The 21,121-nt window shown below is 70.4% G+C and carries 21 protein-coding genes; 13 read left to right on the plus strand and 8 right to left on the minus strand.

What is annotated here, in order from left to right:
• Positions 1 to 22: 22 nt before the first annotated feature.
• Complete coding sequence (locus tag miv_RS06785; RefSeq protein WP_207181980.1) at positions 23 to 1,411, plus strand: TadE/TadG family type IV pilus assembly protein; 1,389 nt, start codon at positions 23 to 25, stop codon at positions 1,409 to 1,411.
• Positions 1,412 to 1,424: 13 nt separating this feature from the next.
• On the opposite strand, the gene miv_RS06790 is transcribed toward miv_RS06785, so the two are convergent.
• Together miv_RS06790 and miv_RS06795 are read right to left on the minus strand one after the other, a co-directional pair.
• Positions 1,425 to 2,471 (minus strand): YeiH family protein, encoded by a 1,047-nt coding sequence (locus miv_RS06790; RefSeq protein WP_207181983.1) that lies wholly within the window; start codon positions 2,469 to 2,471, stop codon positions 1,425 to 1,427.
• A gap of 78 nt (positions 2,472 to 2,549) precedes the next feature.
• The gene (locus miv_RS06795) at positions 2,550 to 2,870 is read right to left on the minus strand and encodes a hypothetical protein (protein WP_048428399.1); all 321 of its coding nucleotides are present in this window, start codon (positions 2,868 to 2,870) and stop codon (positions 2,550 to 2,552) included.
• Positions 2,871 to 3,072: 202 nt separating this feature from the next.
• Between miv_RS06795 and miv_RS06800 the strand changes: the two genes are divergently transcribed.
• Positions 3,073 to 3,768 (plus strand): HAD family hydrolase, encoded by a 696-nt coding sequence (locus miv_RS06800; protein WP_058620398.1) that lies wholly within the window; start codon positions 3,073 to 3,075, stop codon positions 3,766 to 3,768.
• 124 nt (positions 3,769 to 3,892) lie between these two features.
• Positions 3,893 to 4,471, plus strand: coding sequence for an FMN reductase (gene msuE, locus miv_RS06805; protein WP_048428397.1), 579 nt, complete (start codon positions 3,893 to 3,895; stop codon positions 4,469 to 4,471).
• Here the strand turns inward: msuE and miv_RS06810 are convergent.
• A complete protein-coding gene (locus miv_RS06810; RefSeq protein WP_048428396.1) occupies positions 4,468 to 5,496 on the minus strand; it encodes a gamma carbonic anhydrase family protein in 1,029 nt (342 codons plus the stop codon). The two genes, msuE and miv_RS06810, sit on opposite strands and share 4 nt — an antisense overlap.
• A 264-nt stretch (positions 5,497 to 5,760) precedes the next feature.
• Between miv_RS06810 and miv_RS06815 the strand changes: the two genes are divergently transcribed.
• The 3 genes from miv_RS06815 (at position 5,761) to miv_RS06825 (ending at position 8,017) form a co-directional block, all read left to right on the plus strand.
• Entirely contained in the window at positions 5,761 to 6,216 is a 456-nt protein-coding gene (locus miv_RS06815; RefSeq protein ID WP_048428395.1) for a molybdenum cofactor biosynthesis protein MoaE, read from the plus strand.
• Between the two features lie 132 nt (positions 6,217 to 6,348).
• Positions 6,349 to 6,774 (plus strand): hypothetical protein, encoded by a 426-nt coding sequence (locus miv_RS06820; RefSeq protein WP_048428394.1) that lies wholly within the window; start codon positions 6,349 to 6,351, stop codon positions 6,772 to 6,774.
• 88 nt (positions 6,775 to 6,862) lie between these two features.
• A complete protein-coding gene (locus miv_RS06825; RefSeq protein WP_207181984.1) occupies positions 6,863 to 8,017 on the plus strand; it encodes an AI-2E family transporter in 1,155 nt (384 codons plus the stop codon).
• A gap of 247 nt (positions 8,018 to 8,264) precedes the next feature.
• Here the strand turns inward: miv_RS06825 and gshB are convergent, their stop codons facing one another.
• Together gshB and miv_RS06835 are read right to left on the minus strand one after the other, a co-directional pair.
• Positions 8,265 to 9,221, minus strand: a complete 957-nt coding sequence (gene gshB, locus miv_RS06830; RefSeq protein WP_207181985.1) for a glutathione synthase — start codon at positions 9,219 to 9,221, stop codon at positions 8,265 to 8,267.
• 184 nt (positions 9,222 to 9,405) lie between these two features.
• Positions 9,406 to 9,978 (minus strand): YcgN family cysteine cluster protein, encoded by a 573-nt coding sequence (locus miv_RS06835; protein WP_207181986.1) that lies wholly within the window; start codon positions 9,976 to 9,978, stop codon positions 9,406 to 9,408.
• 257 nt (positions 9,979 to 10,235) lie between these two features.
• On the opposite strand from miv_RS06835, the gene miv_RS06840 reads away from it, so the two are divergent.
• Both miv_RS06840 and miv_RS06845 read left to right on the plus strand, forming a co-directional pair.
• On the plus strand, positions 10,236 to 12,461 hold the full coding sequence (locus miv_RS06840; protein WP_207181987.1) for a transglycosylase domain-containing protein: 2,226 nt from the start codon (positions 10,236 to 10,238) through the stop codon (positions 12,459 to 12,461).
• A gap of 74 nt (positions 12,462 to 12,535) precedes the next feature.
• Entirely contained in the window at positions 12,536 to 13,273 is a 738-nt protein-coding gene (locus miv_RS06845) for a class I SAM-dependent methyltransferase (protein WP_207181988.1), read from the plus strand.
• A gap of 263 nt (positions 13,274 to 13,536) precedes the next feature.
• Here the strand turns inward: miv_RS06845 and miv_RS06850 are convergent, their stop codons facing one another.
• Complete coding sequence (locus tag miv_RS06850) at positions 13,537 to 14,505, minus strand: O-fucosyltransferase family protein (protein ID WP_207181989.1); 969 nt, start codon at positions 14,503 to 14,505, stop codon at positions 13,537 to 13,539.
• Between the two features lie 343 nt (positions 14,506 to 14,848).
• On the opposite strand from miv_RS06850, the gene miv_RS06855 reads away from it, so the two are divergent.
• The 3 genes from miv_RS06855 to miv_RS06865 all read left to right on the plus strand — a co-directional run bounded on the left by miv_RS06855 (position 14,849) and on the right by miv_RS06865 (position 17,178).
• A complete protein-coding gene (locus tag miv_RS06855; protein ID WP_207181991.1) occupies positions 14,849 to 15,778 on the plus strand; it encodes a glycosyltransferase family 2 protein in 930 nt (309 codons plus the stop codon).
• 105 nt (positions 15,779 to 15,883) lie between these two features.
• Positions 15,884 to 16,594 (plus strand): DUF1214 domain-containing protein, encoded by a 711-nt coding sequence (locus tag miv_RS06860; RefSeq protein WP_207181993.1) that lies wholly within the window; start codon positions 15,884 to 15,886, stop codon positions 16,592 to 16,594.
• Positions 16,591 to 17,178 carry a DUF1254 domain-containing protein gene (locus tag miv_RS06865; protein WP_048428390.1) on the plus strand — a complete coding sequence of 196 codons (588 nt, stop codon included), beginning with the start codon at positions 16,591 to 16,593 and terminating at the stop codon, positions 17,176 to 17,178. The genes miv_RS06860 and miv_RS06865 overlap by 4 nt, the downstream gene beginning before the upstream one ends.
• Before the next feature lie 11 nt (positions 17,179 to 17,189).
• Here the strand turns inward: miv_RS06865 and miv_RS06870 are convergent, their stop codons facing one another.
• Positions 17,190 to 17,969 (minus strand): hypothetical protein, encoded by a 780-nt coding sequence (locus tag miv_RS06870; protein WP_207181996.1) that lies wholly within the window; start codon positions 17,967 to 17,969, stop codon positions 17,190 to 17,192.
• Between the two features lie 31 nt (positions 17,970 to 18,000).
• On the minus strand, positions 18,001 to 18,225 hold the full coding sequence (locus miv_RS06875) for a hypothetical protein (protein ID WP_207181998.1): 225 nt from the start codon (positions 18,223 to 18,225) through the stop codon (positions 18,001 to 18,003).
• A gap of 285 nt (positions 18,226 to 18,510) precedes the next feature.
• Here miv_RS06875 and miv_RS06880 point away from each other — a divergent pair, with 285 nt between their 5' ends.
• Positions 18,511 to 19,626, plus strand: coding sequence for a DUF2336 domain-containing protein (locus miv_RS06880; RefSeq protein ID WP_207182000.1), 1,116 nt, complete (start codon positions 18,511 to 18,513; stop codon positions 19,624 to 19,626).
• 150 nt (positions 19,627 to 19,776) lie between these two features.
• Complete coding sequence (locus miv_RS06885) at positions 19,777 to 21,090, plus strand: 2-oxo acid dehydrogenase subunit E2 (protein WP_207182001.1); 1,314 nt, start codon at positions 19,777 to 19,779, stop codon at positions 21,088 to 21,090.
• Positions 21,091 to 21,121 lie beyond the last annotated feature (31 nt).

The following is a 21,121-nucleotide window of genomic DNA, read 5'->3' on the forward strand; positions in this document are numbered from 1 at the left end:
CCCGCTCCGCGCCGGGTCCCCGATGACGCCGCCCGGCGATCGGCGCCCGCGCGACGCGCATCCGCTCCGGCGCTTCGCCCGGGACCGCAGCGGCGCCTTCCTGATCGCCTTCGCGGTGGCCCTGCCGGTCCTCATGGGCGCGGTGAGCGCCGCCGTCGAGTACAGCCGCCTGCTCTACCGCAAGGCGCAGCTGCAGAGCGCCGCCGATGCCGGCGTTCTGGCCGGCGCCAACATGCTCAAGCTCGCCAACGCGGACGACGCCTCGGTGGTCAGCATCACCCGGCAGGCGATCGAGGCGCAGGCGCGCACGCCGGCCGACCGGCGGAGCCTCGTCAGCGCCGAGGTCGGCGACAGGCGCAGCTCGGTCTCGACGGTGATCGAGGAGACGGTGCCGTCGCTCATGGGCAAGCTGCTAAGCCTGCCCTCGACCACGATCATGGTCCGGGCGACCGCCCAGCTCGTCGGCTCGTTCCGGCTCTGCCTGCTCGCGCTCGACAATTCGGCCAAGGGCGCCCTCGACCTCGAAAAGCGGGCGCAGGTCACCGCCGAGGGCTGCACGCTCTACTCGAACTCCAGGAGCCCGAGCGGCATCCAGGGCAAGGACAGCGCCACCGCCCGCGCGCTCTCGATCTGCTCGGCCGGCGGCTTCGACGGATCGAAGGCCCTGTTCACGCCGGCGCCGATCACCGACTGCACGCCGATCGACGACCCCCTGAAGGACCGGCCGCTGCCGAGCCCCAGCTACGACTGCGTGATCCTGAGCCCGTCCGCCAATCCCAGCGGAAAGAGGCCCTCGGGTCCTCCGAACATCGTGACGGGCGTCGTCACACTCGATCCCGGCACCTATTGCGGCGGCCTGCGCATCACCGAGACCGCCAGCGTGACCCTGCGCCCCGGCACCTACGTGATGCAGGACGGACCGCTGATCGTCGACAAGACCGCGAACCTGACCGGCCAGGGGGTGGCGCTCTACTTCACCGGCAACAAGGGCGGGATGCTGTTCGACAAGGATACCACGGTGAGCCTCACGGCGCCGACGGGCGGGCTGATGGCGGGACTGCTGATCGCCGAGAGCCGCACGGTCGTCAATCCGGTCCCGGTGCCGATCGACACCTACGTCACGCCCCCGCCCCCGCCGCCCCCGGGCGGCGCCAAGCCGATGCGCGAGTACCGCATCCTCAGCGACAACGCCCGCACGATGCTGGGGACGATCTACCTGCCGGCGGGCCGGCTGATCGTCGACAGCAGCCGCCCGGTGGCCGACCAGTCGGCCTACACGGTGATCGTCGCCCGGCAGATCAACCTCTACGAGGGCCCGAACCTCCACCTCAACGCCAATTACGGCGCGACCTCGGTGCCGGTGCCGGAGGGGGTGGGGCCGCGCGCGGGCGCGGCGACGTTGCGCAACTGATGCTCGCTCCGGCTCAGGAGATCCCGAGCCCCCGCACCAGGGTGATGCTGACGAGGAGCAGGACGGCGAGGGAGGCGACGACCGCCAGCGTCACCCGCCCGCCGACCCGGGCCACCACCCGCACGTCGACCCCGAGGCCCAGAGCCGCCATGGCGATCACCGTCAGGATGCCGGCGACCCGGGTCAGCGGCGCGAGCGCCGCATCGGGCACGAGGCCGAGGGAACGGGCGGCGGCGAGCCCGAGGAAGCCCAGGATGAACCACGGCACCAGCTTGAAGAAGCCGAGCCTCTTCCTCGCCCCGGCCGGCGCGCCGGGCTCGTCGCGCAGGCGCGGGGCGACGAGGGACAGGCCGAGCACGACGGGCCCGAGCATCAACACCCGCACGAGCTTGACCAGCGTGCCGACCTGGGTGCTGACGAGGCTCACCGGCACCGTGGCGGCGAGCACCTGGGGCACGGCGTAGACCGTGAGGCCGGCGAGCACGCCGTACTCGGTCGGGTTGGTGCCGAGCAGCGGGATCAGGAGCGGCAGGCCGAGCACGACGAGCACGCCGAGGATCGCCGTGAAGGCGATCGAGGAGGCGACGTCGTCGCCGCTCGCCCCGATCACCGGGGCGACCGCCGCGATGGCCGAGTTGCCGCAGATCGCGTTGCCGCAGGCGATCAGGATCGACATCCGGGCCGGCAGGCCGAGCATCCGTCCGATGGCGTAGCTGGCGACGAGCGCGATCACCACGGTGGCGACGATGCCGGTGAGCAGGGCCGGCCCCGAGGCGACGAGCGCCTTGAGGCTGATCGAGGCGCCGAGCAGCATCACGGCGACCTCGAGCAGCTGCTTGGCGCTGAAGGCGATGCCGATGCGCCAGCGCGGTCCCGGCTCCCAGAGCGAGCGGATCGCGATGCCGGCGAGGATCGCGATCACCAGCGCCTCGACGTAGGGGTGGTGGACGAGGTGCTCCTCCGCCGCCTGGACCAGGCTCGCCGCCGCCGTGACGGCGACGCACAGGGAGAGGCCGGGCAGGACCGCGATCGCGGTGCGCCCCATCGTGTCAGGCCGCATCGCCGGGCAAGCTCGCGCAGGAGGGTCTCTGGGAAGACGGTCGTGTGAGGGGAAGCGAGCCTGGGCTCACGCCTGGGCTCACGGGCGGAAGCCCGTGCCGATGCCGGCCCGGGGCGGCTGGCCGAGCCAGAGCAGGACCAGGCCGAGGACCAGGGCGACCGGCGCGGCCGGCGAGAGGGTGAAGGGCAGGCCCAGGAGCTTCCACAGCGCCGGCTGCCCGCCTTCCGCCATGGCCTGGAGGCTGGCGGCCCGGTCCTTCATCAGCGCGGAGGCGACGTCGCTGACCGAGGTGACCAGGACGGCGTTGTTGGCGATCGAGCGGGCGCCGTCATAGACGATCCCGACGAAGCCGGCGGCGAGAAGCAAGAGGCCGAGGCAACGGCAGAGGAAGCGGATCATCCAGGGCTCCGGACCGCGCCCCCCGGGACGCGCGGCACCTTGAGTAGTGAGAGGCCCTTGCCGGCGCAAGGATTTGCGGGGGCCGGGGCAAGCGTGAGCGCGGCACCGTGGCGGGTTGATCCCACACGACCCGGCGTGCCACGGCCCTGGCGGACCGCCGGCCAGGGACGCGGCGTGAGGGGGGCGGCATGAGGGAAGCGGCATGAGCGGCAGGACGGGCGGGCGACCGGAACTGGTGATCTTCGATTGCGACGGCGTGCTGATCGACAGCGAGCCGATCAGCCTCGCGCGCCTGACCGAGAACCTGCAGCGCATCGGCGTGCCGATCGACCTCGACACGGTGGCCCGGCGCTTCACCGGCACCAGCATGACCTCGATCATGGCCCACATCGCGACGGATTACGGCGTGCCGACGCCGGAGGGCTTCGTCGACGCGGTGCGGGCCGACACGCTGCGGGCCTTCGACGCCGAGCTCCAGGCCATCGCGGGCGTCGCCGCGGTGCTGGAGACGATGCCGGATCGGCGCTGCGTCGCCTCGAGCAGCGATCCCCAGCGCCTGCGCCACGCGCTGGCGCTCACCGGCCTCCTGCGCCACTTCGACGGGCACGTCTTCAGCGCCACCATGGTGTCGCGGGGCAAGCCGTTCCCCGACCTCTTCCTGTACGCCGCCGCGCAGATGGGGGTGGCGCCGGAGGCCTGCGTGGTGATCGAGGACAGCGTGCCGGGCGTCACCGCGGCGCGGGCCGCCGGGATCCCGGCGCTCGGCTTCTGCGGCGGCGGCCACTGGTCGCACGACCGGGCCGGGGCGGATCTTCTGGCCGCCGGCGCCGTCCGGGTCTTCGACGAATTCGCCGACCTGCCCCATCTTCTCGGGACGTGGGACCCAGAGTCCCGTTAAGGGACGGGGAGCCCTGGCACCGGTTTCGCATTGACCTCGCGCGCGCTCCCGGCACAGTCGGGGGCCGCCGCGACCGGTCCCGCGACCCGTTCCGGGAACCCGTCCTCGACAACCGGAGCCCACCGTGAGACCAGCCCGCATCGTCGCCTTCTCGGGCAACGTCCGCCGCCCCTCCCGGACCCGCGTGCTGGTCGAGGCGGTCGCGGCCGAGCTCGGCCGCCGCCGGCCGATCGACCTGAAGCTCTACGACCTCGCCGAGGTCGGCACCGGGCTCGGCGCCACCAGCCGGCAGGCCCTGCCGCTGCCGATCGGCCACATGATCGAGGCGATGGAGGGCGCCGACGGCCTGATCGTCGGCTCGCCGGTCTATAACGGCTCGTATTCGGGCCTGTTCAAGCACGTGATCGACTTCCTCGACCCCGCCGCCATCGCCGGCAAGCCGGTGGTCCTGACCGCGACCGGCGGCGGGCCGCGCCACGCCCTGATGGTCGAGCACCAGCTGCGCCCGCTCTTCGGCTTCTTCACCGCCCACGTGGCCCCGACGGCGGTCTATGCCGGCGAGGCCGAGATCGAGGACGGCGCGGTCAGCGATCCGCGGGTCGCCGAGCGGGTCGCGGCGGCGGCGGCCGAGCTCGGCCACCTCCTCGACGTGGCCGAGGCGGCCCGCCGGGCCGGATCGGGACGGGCGGCGGCGGGTCTCTAACCTTCCCCGCCCGACCGCGCCTGGAGCCGGCGGAAGGTCCGGCCGTAGGCCGCGTAGCTCGCCACCGTCCGGGCCATCATGGCGCGGCGCTCCGAATCGAGGCGCGCGAGCGTCCGGGCCGGGCGCCCGCCCCAGAGCCATCCCGATTCTAGGACCTGCCCGGGATCGGTGGCGCTGCCGGCGGCCAGCAGCACGTCGGCCTCCACCACCGTGCCGGGGCTGAGGCGGGCACCCATGCCGATGAGGCAGTGCGGCCCGATGCGGCCGTCGCCGGCGCGCACGTTGTGGCCGAGCGTGGTGTCGTGCTCGATCACCAGGCCCTCGCCGCGGGTGTGGAGCGCGCAATTGTCCTGCACGTTGACGTTGGCGCCGACGACGATCGGCCCGAGCCCGGCCTCCAGCCGGCAGGAGAAGAACACGCTCGCCCCCGGCGCCAGGGCGACCCGGCCGTGCAGCCGCGCGGTGCGGGCGACGAACACGCCGGGATCGGGCTCGAAGGCCTCGCCCGGGGCGGCGGCCGGCTCGGCGGCGGCGGCCTCGCGCAGGCGCTCGGCCCGCTCCGCCCGCTCACCGGGAGCGAGCGGCCGCACCGGCCGGGCCGGGCTGCCGGCGCAGACGAAGCCCGCCGGCAGGGTGGTACGCGGAAACACCGTGCTGCCGGCCTCGATCAGCACCCCGTCCTCGATCACGGACCCGTCGAGGACGACGCACTCCTCCTCGATCACGCACTCGTCCCCGACCGTGCAGGCATGCACCACCGCGTCGCGCCCGACCGTGACCCGGTCGCCGACGATGCAGGGATACATCTCGGCGGCGATGTGCAGGGTCGAGCGGGCGCCGAGCCAGAACCGGTCGCCCACCACGACGTCGTGGCCGTCGGCCCGGATCACCGATTCGTCGCCGAGCCAGGCCTGGGCGCCGAGGCTCGCCCGCCCGATCACCGCGCTGCCACGGCCGCACCAGACCGGACGGGCCGCGAAGGTCGGCTCGGTGTCGTCGTAGGGGAGGAGGAGGTCTGGGGTCACGGGGCGGGTCCTCCGTCCGGCCGACCGCGCGGCCGGCCGTTCCTTCCCTCTCTCTACCCCCGCCCGGCCGCCGCCGACAGCCCGGCCGCGTCGGCGGCGGGTCTCGGCGCGGGCGCGTCCGTGCTAAGCAGATTTCGCCGAAGTGGACACCGGTTCGGCGGCAAGAATCTGCGACGAAACAAGAACCTGAGCGGGCGGAGCGTTGGCCTGCCAATGCAAGTCTGCTTAGAGAAGCCCCGTCAGACCCCTCCGTGCGGACCCGCCATGACCCCTCGCCTCTCGATCCAGCCCGAGCCCTTCGACGTCGCGGCGGAGATCGCCGCCCTCACGGCGGAGCTCGGCGGGCGGGCGGGCGCCATCGTCAGCTTCACCGGCCTGTGCCGCGACGAGGACGGGAGGCTCGCCGCCCTGGAGCTCGAGCATTATCCCGGCATGGCCGAGGCCGAGATCGGCCGGGTGCTCGACGAGGCCGCCGGGCGCTGGCCGCTCCAGGGCGCGGTGGCGATCCACCGCCACGGCCTGGTACGCCCGGGCGAGGGCATCGTGCTGGTGCTCGCCGCCTCCGCCCACCGTACCGCCGCCTTCGAGGCCGCGAGCTTCCTGATGGACTACCTCAAGACCCGCGCCCCGTTCTGGAAGCGCGAGCACCATGCCGACGGTACGCTCGGCGGCTGGGTCGAGGCGACCGAGCACGACGCGGCCGCCGCAGAGCGGTGGTGAGCCGGCCCGGGACGCCGCCGCGCGCGGGAAATCCGCGAAACGGGGGCGCGTGGGGCGTGGGAAGCGGGGATTGCGGACAATTCGAGCGGTCGGGCTGAGGATTCGCTGACCGGGCTCGGGCAAGCTCGGCCCATGATCCGCGACCACAGATCCTCCGACCCGCTGCCGTTCGATCCCTTCAGCGCGCGCAACCTCGCGATGGTCTGCGCGCTCGTCGGGCTCGTCACCCTCCTGATCTCCGAGCGGCCGACGCCCGGGGGCGTGCTGCTGGCCTGGGGCGGCCTCGTCGGCTGGGCCTTGCTGCGCGTGTTCGGGCGCGCGCCGCAACCGGTGCGCCGAAAAGTTCGTCCTCGGCCGATGCCGGTCGTCGAGATCCTGGAGCCGGAGGAATGGGCACCCCGGCGCCCGGCGCCGACCCTGGCGCTGCCGAAACCCATCGCCCTGCCCAAGGGGATGACGGCGGCCGAGCCGGTCGCCGCTCCGGCGGAGGCGGCCTGGAGCACACCGGCCCATCCCGCCGTCCTCGCCGGCGTGCGGCGCCGGCGCGAGGAGGGATAAAAGCCGGTCCGCGGTCGCCGGACGGCCGCGCGGGGCTATCTGTGCGGCAGGGCGGCCATGCGGGCCGCCAGCGGAGAGATCGCCGGACATGCCCGTTTCCCCCTCGCAGGACGCGTCGTCCCAGGGCGTCCCCCGCGCCGCCTGGACGAGCACCCGCTCGCTCGTCCTCGCGGGGATCGGGGTGGTGGCGTTCACCGCCGCCCTGCTGCTGGCCTGGCACTCGGCCGACACCCTGCTGCTGATCTTCGCCGGAATCCTGTTCGCGGTCTTCCTCGACGGGCTCACGCACTATCTCGGCCGCGTCGTCCCGCTCGGGCACGGGTTCCGGCTGGCGATCGTCAGCCTGCTGCTCACGGTCCTGATCCTCGGCATGGTCGGGCTCGGCGGCGCCACCGTGGCGGGGCAGGCCCAGCGCCTGGGCCAGACGCTGCGGGAGCAGTCCGGCACCGTGAAGTCCTGGCTCGATGCCCGCGGGGTCGACACCCGCTTCCTCGATTTCGGCAAGCTCAAGGATGCGGCCGCCCAGGGTGGGCCCCAAGGCGGCGCGGCGGAGGAGGAGCGCCCGAAGGGTCCGAGCCTGCCGAGCCCCGGAACGCTGCTCTCGGGTGCCGGCAGCGTGCTCGGCCAGGCCTCCACGGTGGCGCTGGCGGTGTTCGGCGCCATCGGCAACGTGTTCATCGTGGTGGTGCTCGGGCTGTTCGTCGCCGCCGAACCGCGCACCTACCGCGACGGGCTGCTGCGCTTCGTGCCCTCGCGCCAGCGCACCCACGCGGCCTCCGTCGCCGACGACATCGGCATCACGCTCCGCCACTGGCTGTTCGGCCAGCTCGTCGTGATGGCGGCGATCTTCGTCTGCGTCTGGCTCGGGCTGACGCTCGTGGGCATCGACGGGTCCCTGATCCTTGGGCTCCAGGCGGGCCTGCTCTGCTTCATCCCGACCATCGGGGCGCTCGTCGCCGGCATCATCATCGTGCTCGCCTCCCTCGCCTCGGGGCTGAAGGGCGTGGTCGCCGGGATGGCCGTCTACCTCCTGGTGCAGACCCTCGAGAGCTACGTGCTGACGCCCTTCGTGCAGAAGCGGGCGCTCGACATCCCGCCCGCCACCCTGTTCGCCGGCCAGATCCTGCTCGGCGTGCTGTTCGGCCTCTGGGGCGTCGCCCTGGCGCTGCCGCTGATGGCGGTCGCCAAGGTGCTGCTCGACCGGCTCTACATCGAGGACACGCTGGGGGAGAATGCGGGCTGAGGCTCGCCCTTCGAACGAGGCTCGACGGCCCGGGACGGAGTCCGGGGGATCGTCACGTCCTATCCTCCCGCCTCATCCTGAGGTGCGGCCGAAAGGAAGCCTCGAAAGAGGGCTCCAGGGATCGCGGAGGCTTTTGGAGTCCTCCTTCGAGGTCAGCCCATCACCGATGGACTGACACCTCAGGATGAGGTCGCGGGGAGGATGAAAGCCGCCCTCCCGGTTGAACAGCCTCTCGGCTCCGACGGCGTCAGGCGCTCTGCGGCTTCGTCACCTTGGCTTCGATCGCGTCCCAGACCGGAACCGCGAGGTCGGGACCGCCGAGGCGCTTGATCGCCCGGATGCCGGTCGGCGACGTGACGTTGATCTCGGTGAGGTTGCCGTCGATCACGTCGATGCCGACGAGGATCAGGCCGCGCCGGCGCAATTCCGGGCCGATCGCCGCGCAGATCTCCTGCTCGCGCGGGGTCAGCGCCGTGGCGCCGCCCTTGCCGCCCCGCACCATGTTGGAGCGGATGTCGTTGGCCGCCGGCACCCGGTTGACGGCGCCCAGCGGCTCGCCGTCGACCAGGATGATGCGCTTGTCGCCCTCGGTGATCCGCGGCAGGAAGCGCTGCACCACCCAGGGCTCCCGGAAGGTGACCGAGAACAGGTCGAACATCGAGCCGAAATTCGGGTCGTCGGGGAGCACCCGCAGCACGGCCGCGCCGCCATGCCCGTGCAGCGGCTTCATCACCACGGCGCCGTGCTCGGCGCGAAACTCCTCGATCTCCTGCTTGTCGCGGGTGATCAGGGTCGGGGGCATCAGGTCCGGATAGGCGGTGACAAACAGCTTCTCGGGGGCGTTGCGCACCTCGAACGGGTTGTTCACCACGAGCGTGTGGGGGTGGATGCGCTCGAGCAGGTGCGTCGCCGTGATGTAGGCGAGGTCGAAGGGCGGGTCCTGGCGCATCAGCACCACGTCGACCGTGGCCAGATCGACCCGCTCCTGGGCGCCGAGTTGCGCGTGGTCGCCCTCGACGTCCTGCACCCGCAGGGGCTCGACCCGGGCGGTGACGCGCCCGTCGCGCATCGAGAGGCGGTCGGGCGTGTAGTGCAGCAGCGTGTGGCCGCGGCGTTGCGCTTCGAGGAGCAGCGCGAAGGTGGTGTCGCCGGCGATGCGGATCGCCTGGATCGGGTCCATCTGGACCGCGACGGTGAGGGCCATGTCGGGAGATCTCCGGTCGCCCGGGGTTATCGGGCGGCCCGCGCCCGATGGCAACGGCGGTGACGGAAAGGAGGCCCCGCGCGCCAAGCGCAGCGGGGCCCCGAGTCGGGGAGGAAACGCCCATGAGCGTCGGGAGAGACGGAGCAAGTGGCGTGCCAACGCGACGGATCGGGGCCGCCCGGCCTCACCCCCCGGCCTGCGGGTCCTTCTGAGGGTCCTGCCCCGGCCAGTCGACGATGCGATCCAGCAATTCTTCGGTCTCGAACTCCTCCTCGGTGCCGCTGACGCGTCCGCGCACCGAGATGCCGGCCTCGTGCACGGTGCGGCGGGTCCCGGAGACCAGAGGGTGCCACCAGGGCAGGTCGTGCCCGTCCCGCACCAGGCGGTAGCCGCAGGTCGGCGGCAGCCAGGACAGGGTGCGGACCGCCTCCGGCGTCAGGCGGACGCAGTCCGGCACCTTCTTCTGGCGCCGCGGATAGTCGCGGCAGCGGCAGGACGCCGCATCGAGGAGGGTGCAGCCGATATCGGTGTAGTGGATCTCGGCCGTGTCCTCGTCCTCGAGCTTCAGGAGGCAGCAGCGGCCGCAGCCGTCGCACAGGCTCTCCCACTCCGCCGGGCTGAACTCCTCCAGGCTCCGGCCGCGCCAGAACGGGGCCGCGGCCTTGAGGGAAGCGGAGGGCTTGGAAACGGAGGATTTGGAGGCGGACGGTTTGCCCGCGGGGGCTTTCGGGATGGAGGATTCGGGGGCGTCGGCCACGGACGTTCGGCCTCGAGGGCGCCGGAGGACTGGGCGCGGATGCGGGGAAGGCGGATGGGAGGCCCCTCCCCTGCCGCACCCTCGCCCCGAGGGCAAGCGCGGCCGAACGGGGCTCCGCATTCCTGCGACGTCGTGTCGGCGCGTTCGTGCCCCATATACTGCACGGAAGGGGGGCGATCCGCCTCTCTGCCGCCCCGGTCTCGCGCTAGAGTGCGGGGCTTGATAGACCCGACCGCGCGCCCATCCGAGGACTCGTCGTGCCCGAGAACCGGCCCACCAACCGGCTGACCCAGCTCCGGACCCGCCTGTCCCACGGGCTGCTCGGCTTCGACGCCTGGCTGAACGACGGCCTCTACAATGGCGGCCGCTCGTTCGGCGAGGCCTATGGCCGATTCGCCGAGAAGATCCAGCGGTGCTTCCGGGTCACCGGCGTCAAGCGGTTCGTCCTCGACCTCGCCAGCGAGGGCGTGACCCTCGGGCTCGCCGGCGGCGTGGTGATGCTGACGCTCGCCCAATCGGCCTTCAACCAGACCAGCGAGAACTGGCTGAAGGCGCCGGACCTCGCCGTCACCTTCCTCGACCGCTACGGCACCGAGGTCGGGCGGCGCGGCATCAAGCACGACGATTCGCTGCGCATCGACGAGTTTCCCGACATCCTGATCAAGGCGCTGATCTCGACCGAGGACCGGCGCTTCTACGAGCATTGGGGCATCGACCCGATCGGCACGCTGCGTGCCGTCACCGTGAACGCGCGGGGCGGCGGCCACGTCCAGGGCGGCTCCTCGCTGACGCAGCAGCTCGCCAAGAACCTCTTCCTGTCGAACGAGCGCTCGCTCGAGCGCAAGATCAACGAGGCGTTTTTGGCCTTGTGGCTCGAATGCCACCTGACCAAGAACGAGATCCTGAAGCTCTACCTCGACCGGGCCTATATGGGCGGCGGCACCTTCGGGGCGTCGGCCGCGGCGGATTACTATTTCGGCAAGAGCCTCAAGGACATCACCCTGCCGGAGGCGGCCATGCTGGCCGGCCTGTTCAAGGCGCCGACGAAATACGCCCCCCACGTCAACCTGCCGGCGGCCCGCGCCCGCGCGGCCGACGTGCTGCACAACATGGTCGAGGCCGGCTACCTGACCGAGGGCCAGATCCAGTCGGCCCTGCGCAACCCGGCGACGCCGGTGACGCGCTCGCGCGACATCAGCGCCGACTACTACCTCGACTGGGCCTTCAACGAGATCAAGAAGCTCGTCGACGAGGGCAAGCTGAAGAAGGAGCGGGTCCTGGTCGTGAAGACCCCGCTCGACCTCGCGATCCAGAAGCGGGCCGACCAGGCGGTGGAGAATGTTTTGCGCCAGTTCGGCGACGCCTTCGACGTCGAGCAGGCGGCCCTCGTCACCATGGATCCGGACGGGGCGGTGCGGGCGATGGTCGGCGGGGCCGATTACGGCCAGAGCCAGTTCAACCGCGCCACCGATGCGCTGCGCCAGCCCGGCTCCTCGTTCAAGCCCTACGTCTACGCCGCGGCCCTCGCCACCGGGCAGTGGCGGCCCGAGAGCAAGGTCGTCGACCGGCCGGTCTGCATCGGCAACTGGTGCCCGGCGAATTACGGCCGCTCCTTCGCCGGCACGGTGCCGCTCTGGGTCGCGGTGGCGAAATCGATCAACACCATCCCGGTGCAGTTCTCGATCGCCATGGGCAAGCAGCTCGGCGAGACCCACGACGCCCGCGCCGCCAAGCTCGGCCGGGCCAAGATCATCGAGTTGTCCCACAAGATGGGCATCACCTCGAACCTGGTCGATTCGGTCTCGCTGCCGATCGGCTCGGCCGAGGTCACGGTGATCGACCAGGCCGCCGGCTACTCGGTCTTCGCCAATGGCGGCAAGCGGGCCAAGCCCTACGCGGCGACCGAGATCCGCACCGGCGCCGGCGAGGTGATCTACCGCCACGACACCAGCGAGCCGGCCCCCGAGCAGGTGCTCTCGACCCGCGTCGTCGCCGACATGAACTTCATGTTGAACAAGGTCGTCGACGAGGGCACCGGGCGCAAGGCGGCGATCGAGGGCGTGCGCACCGCCGGCAAGTCCGGCACCACCAACGCCTACCGCGACGCCTGGTTCGTCGGCTATACCGGCAACCTCGTCACCGCCGTCTGGTACGGCAACGACGACCATTCCTCGACCAAGAACATGACCGGCGGCTCGCTGCCGGCGATGACCTTCCACGAGGTGATGGCCCCGGCCCACCAGGGCATCGAGATCAAGCCCTTGCCGGGCTTCGATACCGACAAGGCGAGCGCCCGCAATGCGCAAGCCGCGGCCCCGACCGCGCCGCCCCCCGGCGCGCCGGCCGGCGCCCTGTCGCGCCGCTCCTTCGAGGTACTGGGGGGCTTGGGGAACCTGTTCCGCTCGGTCGAGGCGCCTCCGCCGGGGCGGGCGGCGTTCAACGTGATCGACCGGCCCGGCTCGCCCGGCAGCTCGTCGAACTAGAGCGGAGGGCCCGCACGGGGCCTATACGGAGCTGACCTGCATCCGACAGACCACACGCGACGGACTCGGAACGGATGACGACGGCTTTCACCCATTGGCATTCCGGTCCCCCGTATTTCGACTTCGTCGCCAGGATGGCGCGCGCCAAGAATGCGCGGGGCTTCTTGGAGGTCGGCGTCCGAGACGGTACCACCCTGTCGCGGATCGACTGCCCGAGCATCGGCGTCGATCCGTTCTTCCAGACCACCGGCAACGTGATTGGAAAGAAGACGAACCTTTATCTCTATCAGATGACGAGCGCCGACTTTTTTCGCGATTACGAACCGAGCAGGATCATCAACGCGCCGATCGACGTGATCTTCCTGGATGGGCTGCACCCGTTCGAATACCTGCTGCGCGACTTCACCAACAGCGAGAGGGCGACGCATCGCCACGGCTTGCTCATGCGGGACGATTGCCTGTCCGCCAATGCCGAGATGACCGAGCGCACCCACAACCCGGAGGGACGCGCGAACAGGGACTTGGCGGGGTGGTGGACCGGCGACGTCTGGAAGCTGCTGCCGATCCTGGAAAAATACCGCCCCGACCTGCGCGTGACCGCCGTCGACGTGCGCCCGGCGGGTAGCATCTGCATCACCGACCTCGATCCGTCCTCCATGATCCTGGAGCGGAACTACTACGCCATCCTCGACGAGTATCGCGGGATCATGATGGACGACGCCCTGCGCGCGCGCTTCTACGACGGCCGGACGATCGCCGAGACCGACACGATCCTGGACGGGTTCGAGGCGTCGTTGTTCGTCGGGCCCTGAGTCGAGCAGGCCAAGCGGTCGGGCAGCTGGCGATTTCAACGCGGGCCGTCGAAGCACACCTCCGTTAGGCTTTGGATCCGACACGGTCGGCGCCCGAACCGCTCAAAATCCGATGGTCGCCCGGCGCGGTGCTCCTTCGAGGGGTGCTGGTGGGGCTTGGTAACATGTTCCTGTCGAGCGCCCGCCGCCTGGGCGGGCGGCGTTCAATGCGGTGGACGACGCACGGACGATGCCGCAGTGAGGCGCGTCAGCGCGAGGCAGAATCAGAGTCGCCTGAGTTCATCTCGGCCAACCCGATGCCATTGCCCCTTCATTGCTGAATGGACTTCCAAGAGCTCGTGCAGCGGCACTGCGGGCTGCGGCGGGAATTGGTAAAAGCGATAGCGGTCATCGCCCAGCGGCAGCAGGTCGTGCAACGAGAAGAGAGCGGGATTGAACATGCCGTAAACCGGCAGGACAATGGTTTTTGCGTGCGATAGCCACGCGGCGAGCCAGGCGAAAGTGCTGATTGACAGGATCACGTTCGAGGCCGCACGGATGATGGCAAAATCCTCCATCACACCCTGATGGCTCACGATTTCCGCTTGTGGAAACCGGTCCTTCAGCGCCCGCATGTAAATATTGTCTTCGGTCTGACCGACGAAGACAGGTCGCCATCCCATCTCGTCAATGACATCGACATAAAAATCGATCGGCAAGATCGTGTATCCGGGATGTCTCGCATCGAGTATCTCGCCGCCGCGGATTGGGCAGACCACGGCATCGCCGTCGAAAACCGGAGCGACGATGTCCGGTCGAGAGAATAGCACTCGAGCCTCATCGACTGGGGGGAAATACTCGATTCTCTGACCGTATCCGCGCCAATTGAACCGGTCAAATAATTTATTATTTGCTAAGTATGCAATTCGCTGCATATCAACATGCTGCTCGTGATCAAGAACACACGAGGCATAGGACCCAGTATCGTCGATTGGACGATGATCAATATTCCAATATGGCATCATGAAATTGGATAACTCAAGATTTGGTATCAAAGACTTCAGTTTTTTCGCTACCATGTATTGCATCATAAGATTTGCATAATGCGTCGGAAAGTCTTTGTGAAAAATCGGGCATCCCGAAACTTGAGACCCACCCGGCTCATTCGATGGTAAAGGCAGCTTGGTCTCAGAAAATTGGCGCGCCCCGGCGCCTTCATCTGATATGCGCGCAGCACTCTGCCGTGACCACATCCGAGAAATCTCAAATAGACGACGCAATATTCTTCCCCTGACGTGCTGCAGCCCTCTGGTCGCACACCTTTCGCCCAAGAGCAGAATCTGATATGCCACGACCCTTGGATCACGCAAGATTTTTCGAAGGGTGGGCGGACAATGCAACTAGGGTGGAATATGGCGATCGACCGAATATTGCCAATCTTCCCTTGATTCTATCGAAACTCGCATGTCGCATAGTGACGCGGCCGCAGAAGCAGTGAGCGCACCTCTATAACGATGGCGGAGATTTCGCTGCTACGATGATTATAAGACAACCGCGACGGCTCCTCGGGCAGACGGCGATTCTGGAGCCAACGACGTGTCGCCTGCCCGTTCGAATAAAATAGGCTCGATGCATGTGCCTATCTCGCCCCTCGCCTGCTCTTGCCCCAAGCCCATGATCGACCATGAAGTCCGGAACACGACCATGATTTCCGAGGTATGCTCTACCGTTGTCGCAATCGCCAAAAACGAGGGGCGATACATAGCAGAGTGGATTGCGTATAATCTCACAATCGGTTTCAATCGGGTCATCGTTTTTTCGAACGACAGCACCGATGAAACGAATCAGGTCGTTTCGCAGATTGCAAAGCGCGACCCGAGAGTGTCACTTATTGAGTGGCCGTCGATCCCCGATACGTCCCCCCAAGTAACAGCATATGCTCATGCTTTGAGCATCGTCGCGACGGAGTGGGTGATCTTTCTAGATATCGACGAATTCCTCCTACCCTTTGCTGACGGCAGTGTGCAGCGCTTCCTCGATCGCGTTCCAGACGACGTCGCGAGTGTGCATGTCAACTGGCGAAATTTCGGTTCGGGTGGCAGGACATCGTCCGATTATACTTTCGTGACGAAAACTTTTTTCCAAGCGGCCGATCCCCAATGGGGAAATCATCACCACTTCAAAACCTTCGCAAGGACAAAACTGGCAGTCGATGTTCATATTCACAATATATGGACATCTTCCGGCCGCCAAGTGCTGTCTGACTTCAAAGAATTTGAGATGTACCAACGCGGAATGTCGGATCGCATCGCACATGACGGCATTCAGATCAACCATTATCAATGCAAGACCTATGAAGAATTTCGCGCCCGCATGATGCGAGGCGATGCGAACTACGCATCGAACCAGCCGCGCGAACACTCGCGCGAGAGGTTCGATATCCTCGACCGTAACGAGGCAACCGATACGCGGATAGCCCTATTCGAAGCCAGGTTCGATAAAGAGTACAAGCGGCTTATGTTGTAGGATCTTCGTGCGCCCCTCTTGCCGACTGGTCCGCCAGCGTCCGTGGGCCTCCGGGGAAAAAAACCGTTCGGCCCCGACCCGACCTGGGCTAGACACACTCCCACAATGCTGACCGAGAACGTCGCCCTCCCGGCCTCCGGACGCGCTGCCCCCCCAGGCTCGCGATTCCGCCCCCGCCTCTTGCAGAACCTCGCGTGTCCGCGCCAGGTCGGGACCGTGGGCCTCGTCCTCTACGCCCTCGCCCTCGGCGCGGGCCTCGGTCTCGCCACGGCCAACTGGGCGACGCGGGGGCGCTATCCGTTCGGGGGCGTCGTCCTCAACGCATGGACGGCCTGGCCGAAGATCGGGGCGCGGGACGCTGATCCCTACGTGCGGGCGATCCATGCCCGCACCGGCGAGGTGCCGCTGGCGCTCGGCGAGGGGCTGCTGCTCACCGCGCTCACCGACGAATCCGGGCGCCGGCTCGATCCGTCCTGCCGCTACCGCATCGCCGGAGCCACCCCGCCGTCCCGGGCCTGGACCCTGACGGTGGAGCGGCGCGGTCGGGCCAAGGCCGAGGCCGCCGGTGAACCCGCGGGCGAGACCGGCATGGCGCCGCGCACCGGCTTCACCTCCACGGAGGTGCTGCGCGACCGCGACGGCCGCTTCGCCGTGACGTTGAGCCCCACCGTGCAGCCCGGCAACTGGCTGCCAATGCCGGCGGGCGAGGGCTCGATCCGGCTGGTGCTGCGCCTCTACGACACGCCGGTGGCGGCGAGCACCGGCGTGCTCGAACGCGAGGGCGTGCCCTCGATCACCCGGGAGGATTGCCCGTGACGCCGTTCGGCCGCTTCCTCCTCGCCACCCTGTGCGGCCTCGTGCTGGCGGGTCTCGTCCACGTCGCGGCGGTGCTGGCGATCCCCTACCTCGCCACCGGCGACGCCCTGAGCCAGGCCCGCGCCACGCTCGCCAACGACACCTCGGTGCTGGTCCACGCCGTCGAGACCGGCGGCAAGGCCGAGGGCGCGCCGGCCGCGGGCTGGCTGCCGCGGCAGGACCCGGCGGTGGCGGTCGGCATCTGCGCCTACGACCTCGACGACGGACCGGTGCGGATCACCGCCGAGACCGGCCCGCTCCTCGAGACGATCGCGCTGCACGGCCGCAACGGCGCCTACTACGCCATTACCGACCAGGCGGCCCTGCGCGGCACCGTCGAGCTCGTGATCATGACCAAGCGCCAGTACGACGAGGCGCTGGCCAGCGCCGACGAGGACGAGCGCAACCGCGACATGCGGATCGTCGCCCCGAGCCGGGAGGGCTTCGTCAGCATCCGGGTGCTGGCCGCCCTGCCGAGCCAGCAGGCCCTCGCCAACGAGGCCGCCCGCTCGGTTTCCTGCACCATCGACGGGCCGGACGAGTAGGACCGGAGCCCTTATCCCTTGCGCACCAGCACCGCCGGGCCGGGCTCCGGCGGGACGAGGCCGCAGCGCGCCTCGGCATCCGGCGGCAAGAGCGGGTCGAGAAGGGTGCGGCGCGAGTCGAGGAACGCGAGGGCGCGCTCGCCGGCCACCGCCTCCTCCTCGGGGGCGGCGATCAGCAGGTGCTCGAGGGCGTAGCGGTAGGAGGCCGTCCGGGCCCCCGTCTCCAGCCGCACCCAGGCGATGAGGCAGCGGTTCTCCGCCACCCGCATCGCGGCGCTGCGCACGTCGCGGTCGTCGAGGGTGGTGATGAAGGGCAGGCTCTGCAGCCGCGTCAGGTCGGCCCGCACCACCCGGGACGCGGTCTCGGCGAAGGCCGGAACCAGGCGGCCGTCGGCCACCATGTCGTCGGAGAGGCGCCGGTAGCGCGAGATCACCGAGCGGTACGGCCCGGCGGTGATCGCCTCGTAATAGGCGGCGGGGTCCGACAGGCGCCAGCCGACCGGCAGCACCCGGGCGCGGGTGAGGTTGTCTAGGGCGGCCTCGAACAGGCTGCGCTCGCGCGCCGGCATCAGGAAGCGCCAGGCCCGGTCGCGCAACGCCCGCTCGTCCTCGGTGAACGGAAACAGCGAGGCCGCCTCGCCGCGCTCATGCGCCGCGATGGTGTCGGCGGCGTCGATCAGGCTGTTCCAGGCGGTGGGGGCCGGCCGGCCGAAATCGCCCTGCTGCACGCAGGACGCCACCAGGGGCGCGGCCAGCAGCACGCCGCCGATCAGGAGACCACGCACGGACATGCCCCGGAGAACCATGACCCGGACCCTCGGTTCAGCGCGTCCGGCGCCGCTCGGGGGCGGGCCGGTCCGTCTCGGCGGGATCGGGCAGCCTCTCATAGCGCACTCCCGTGAACAGCAGGATCGTGCCGCGGACCGGGTCCGCCGCAGGGTGATCGGCCGGGCCGCATGCGCCGCCGCGGAGGACGCCGGCGCGGCGCGGGCCTTCGGCCCGGAACGGGATGATGTCCGCCGAGGGACGTCGCTGGTGGCCGATCATGCGCGCTCTCCCGCCTCTCCACGTCCCTCCGGGACCGCCGCCCGTCGCGGCTTCACGGGTGGACGAAAGCACGGGCATGGTTAACGGACTGTTTCCGGGCCGTCGCTCCCGAGGGGCGGGCGGGCCGGCGGCGTAAACCATCGGTGAGCGGATCGGCGCGAATCCGCGCGTCATCCCCGTTGTCCCCAGGCTCCGCCCCGGCCCGTGCCCGCAGCCTTAAGCGTCGCTTTACGCGGCCCCTCGCATTCTCGGGGTCGCTTTCATGTTCTGCGTATCCGATCGCCCATGGCCCGCTCCGCCGCCGACGCTCCGCCGGACCTGTCCGGCCTCCTCGATCTCGCACGAGACCGGCGTCTCGACATGAAACCGGTCCTGCTGCGGGTGCAGACGGACCTCTTCCGGGCCGCCCCCGTGCGGGACGTCGCGACGATCCGGGCCTTCGAGGCCCTGGCCTGCGGGCTGATCCCGACGGTGGACGCCGCCACCGCCGAGATCGTCGCCCAGAAGCTCGCGCCGCTCCCCGACACGCCCCAGAGCGTGCTGGCGCTGCTGGCCGCGCAGGGCGGCGGCGCCCGCGACGCGGTGCTGGCCGGAAGCCCGGTCCTGACGACGGCCCTGCTCGAGGCCGCCGGCAGCGGCCCGGGCCTCGACGCGGTGCTGGCCCGCCGCACCGATCTCGGCCGGGCCCTGATCGAGGATCTGAGCCTGCGCGGCGACCCCGAGGTCGACCGGGCGCTCGCCGGCAATGCCGATGCGCCGCTCGCCGGGCCGGCCCTGGAGCGGCTGGTCGAGCGGGCGCGCCGCCAACCGGACCTCGCCGCCCTGCTTCTCTCCCGCGACGACCTGCCGGCCGTCGACCTCGCCCCGCTCTACCTCCAGGCCGGGCCCGAGCGCCGGACCGCGATCCGGGACGGCGTGGCGGCCCGGGCGGCGTTGCGGCCCCAGGGCCGGGCCGGGATGCGCGCCGCCGGCGCGGCCCTCACCGCCTTCGCGGGCCGGGGCGAGCCGGAGCGGTTCGAGGCGGCGCTCGGCGAGGCCCTCGGCATGCCGGGAGCGTGCTTCCGCGCCACCGAGCCGGAGCGCCGCGACCTCCTGGCCCTGGCGCTGCGCGCCGCCGACCTCGCCGAGGAGGAGGCGGTGTTCATCTTCCTGCGCCTCGATCCCTCGATCGCCCGCTCGGTCGACGCGGTGTTCGGCCTCACGAAGCTGTTTCGCTCGATGGACGCCGCCACCGCGCGCGACCTCGTCGCCTCGATCCTCGGCAGCGAACCGGCCGCCCGCGGCGCGACGCCCGACCAGCATCGTCCGGCCCACGGCCCGGCCTCGCCGCGCCTGCGCCCGGCGGCGGCGGCCCCGGCCCTGCGCCCGAGCCTGCCGGAGCGCACCCGCAAGACGCGGTAGCGCCGAGGAGGACGCGGCGGGCCGCGCACCCGGCGCGCGACGGTTTCACCTCGGCGGCGAAATCGGCTAGGCACGGCATCCCGGATGCCGCGCCGCCCGTGACGGGCCGAGCCGCGAGGGGACAACGAGACACCGCCGCGGAGGACGTTCGTGAGTGCCAGCCTGCCGGTCGCCCTGCCCGATATCGGCGACTTCAAGGACGTCCCGGTCGTCGAGATCCTGGTCAAGCCCGGCGACCGGATCGCCGTCGACGACCTCCTGATCAGCATCGAATCCGACAAGGCCACCATGGAGGTGCCCTCGCCGGTGGCGGGAGTGGTCTCCGAGATCCTGGTCGCGCCCGGCACCCGGGTGTCGCAGGGCGTGCCGATCCTGATGGTCGACACCTCCGGCGAGGCGGCCCAGCCCGCGCCGGCCGAGATCCCCGCCCTTCAAGCCTCCGTTCCGCCGCCACCGGCCCCCGCCGAAGCGCCACCGGCCCCGGCCCCCGCGGGCGCCTCGGCGTCGACCGCATCGTCCGAGGCGCACGCCACCCCGTCGGTGCGCGCCTATGCCCGCGAACTCGGCGTCGCGCTGGCCGGCATCCCGGGTTCGGGGCCCCAGGGGCGCATCCTGCGCGAGGACGTGCTGGCCTTCGTGCGCGGCCAGATGGCCGCCCCGGCTTCCTCTGCCCCTGCCCCTGCGCCCGCCGCCCCCGCGGCGCCTCCGGCCGCGCCCGCCTCCGGGATCGGCGCCGGCCTGCCGGCCTGGCCGCAGGTCGATCACGGCAAGTTCGGCCCGGTGCGGCGCGAAGCCTTGTCGCGCATCCAGCAGATCTCCGGCCAGGCGCTGACCCGCAACTGGCTGACGATCCCGCACGTCACCAATTTCGACCATGCCGACGTCACCGAGACCGAGGCCCTGCGCCGCGAGCTGAACGGGGCCGCCCGCCCCGGCAGCCACAAGGTCACCATGGTGGCGATCCTGATCAAGGCGGCGGCGGCGGCGCTCCGGGCCTATCCGCGCTTCAACGCGGCGCTCAACGGCGACGACCTGATCCTGAAGGATTACGTCCATGTCGGCTTCGCGGTCGACACGCCGCGGGGCCTCCTGGTGCCGGTGGTCCGCGATTGCGACCGCAAAGGCCTCGTCGAGATCGCCCGGGAGATGGGGGAGCTCGCCGAGCAGGCACGCACCGGCACGCTGCCGCCCGCCGCCATGCAGGGCGGGGGCTTCTCGGTCTCCTCGCTCGGCGGCATCGGCGGCGACGGCTTCACGCCGATCATCAACGCGCCCGAGGTGGCGATCCTGGGCGCGGCGCGCTCGCGCATCGAGCCGGTCTGGGACGGCAGCACCTTCCAGCCGCGGCTGATCCTCCCCTTGAGCCTGTCCTGGGACCACCGGGCGGTGGACGGCGCGGCGGCAGCCCGCTTCCTCTCCCACCTCGCCGCGGTGCTGACCGACCTGCGCCGGGGCGCCCTGTGATCCGGCCGCTCTCGCCGGCCGACCACCCGGC

It is taken from the genome of Methylobacterium indicum (genome assembly GCF_017347565.1).
Taxonomy (GTDB): domain Bacteria; phylum Pseudomonadota; class Alphaproteobacteria; order Rhizobiales; family Beijerinckiaceae; genus Methylobacterium; species Methylobacterium indicum.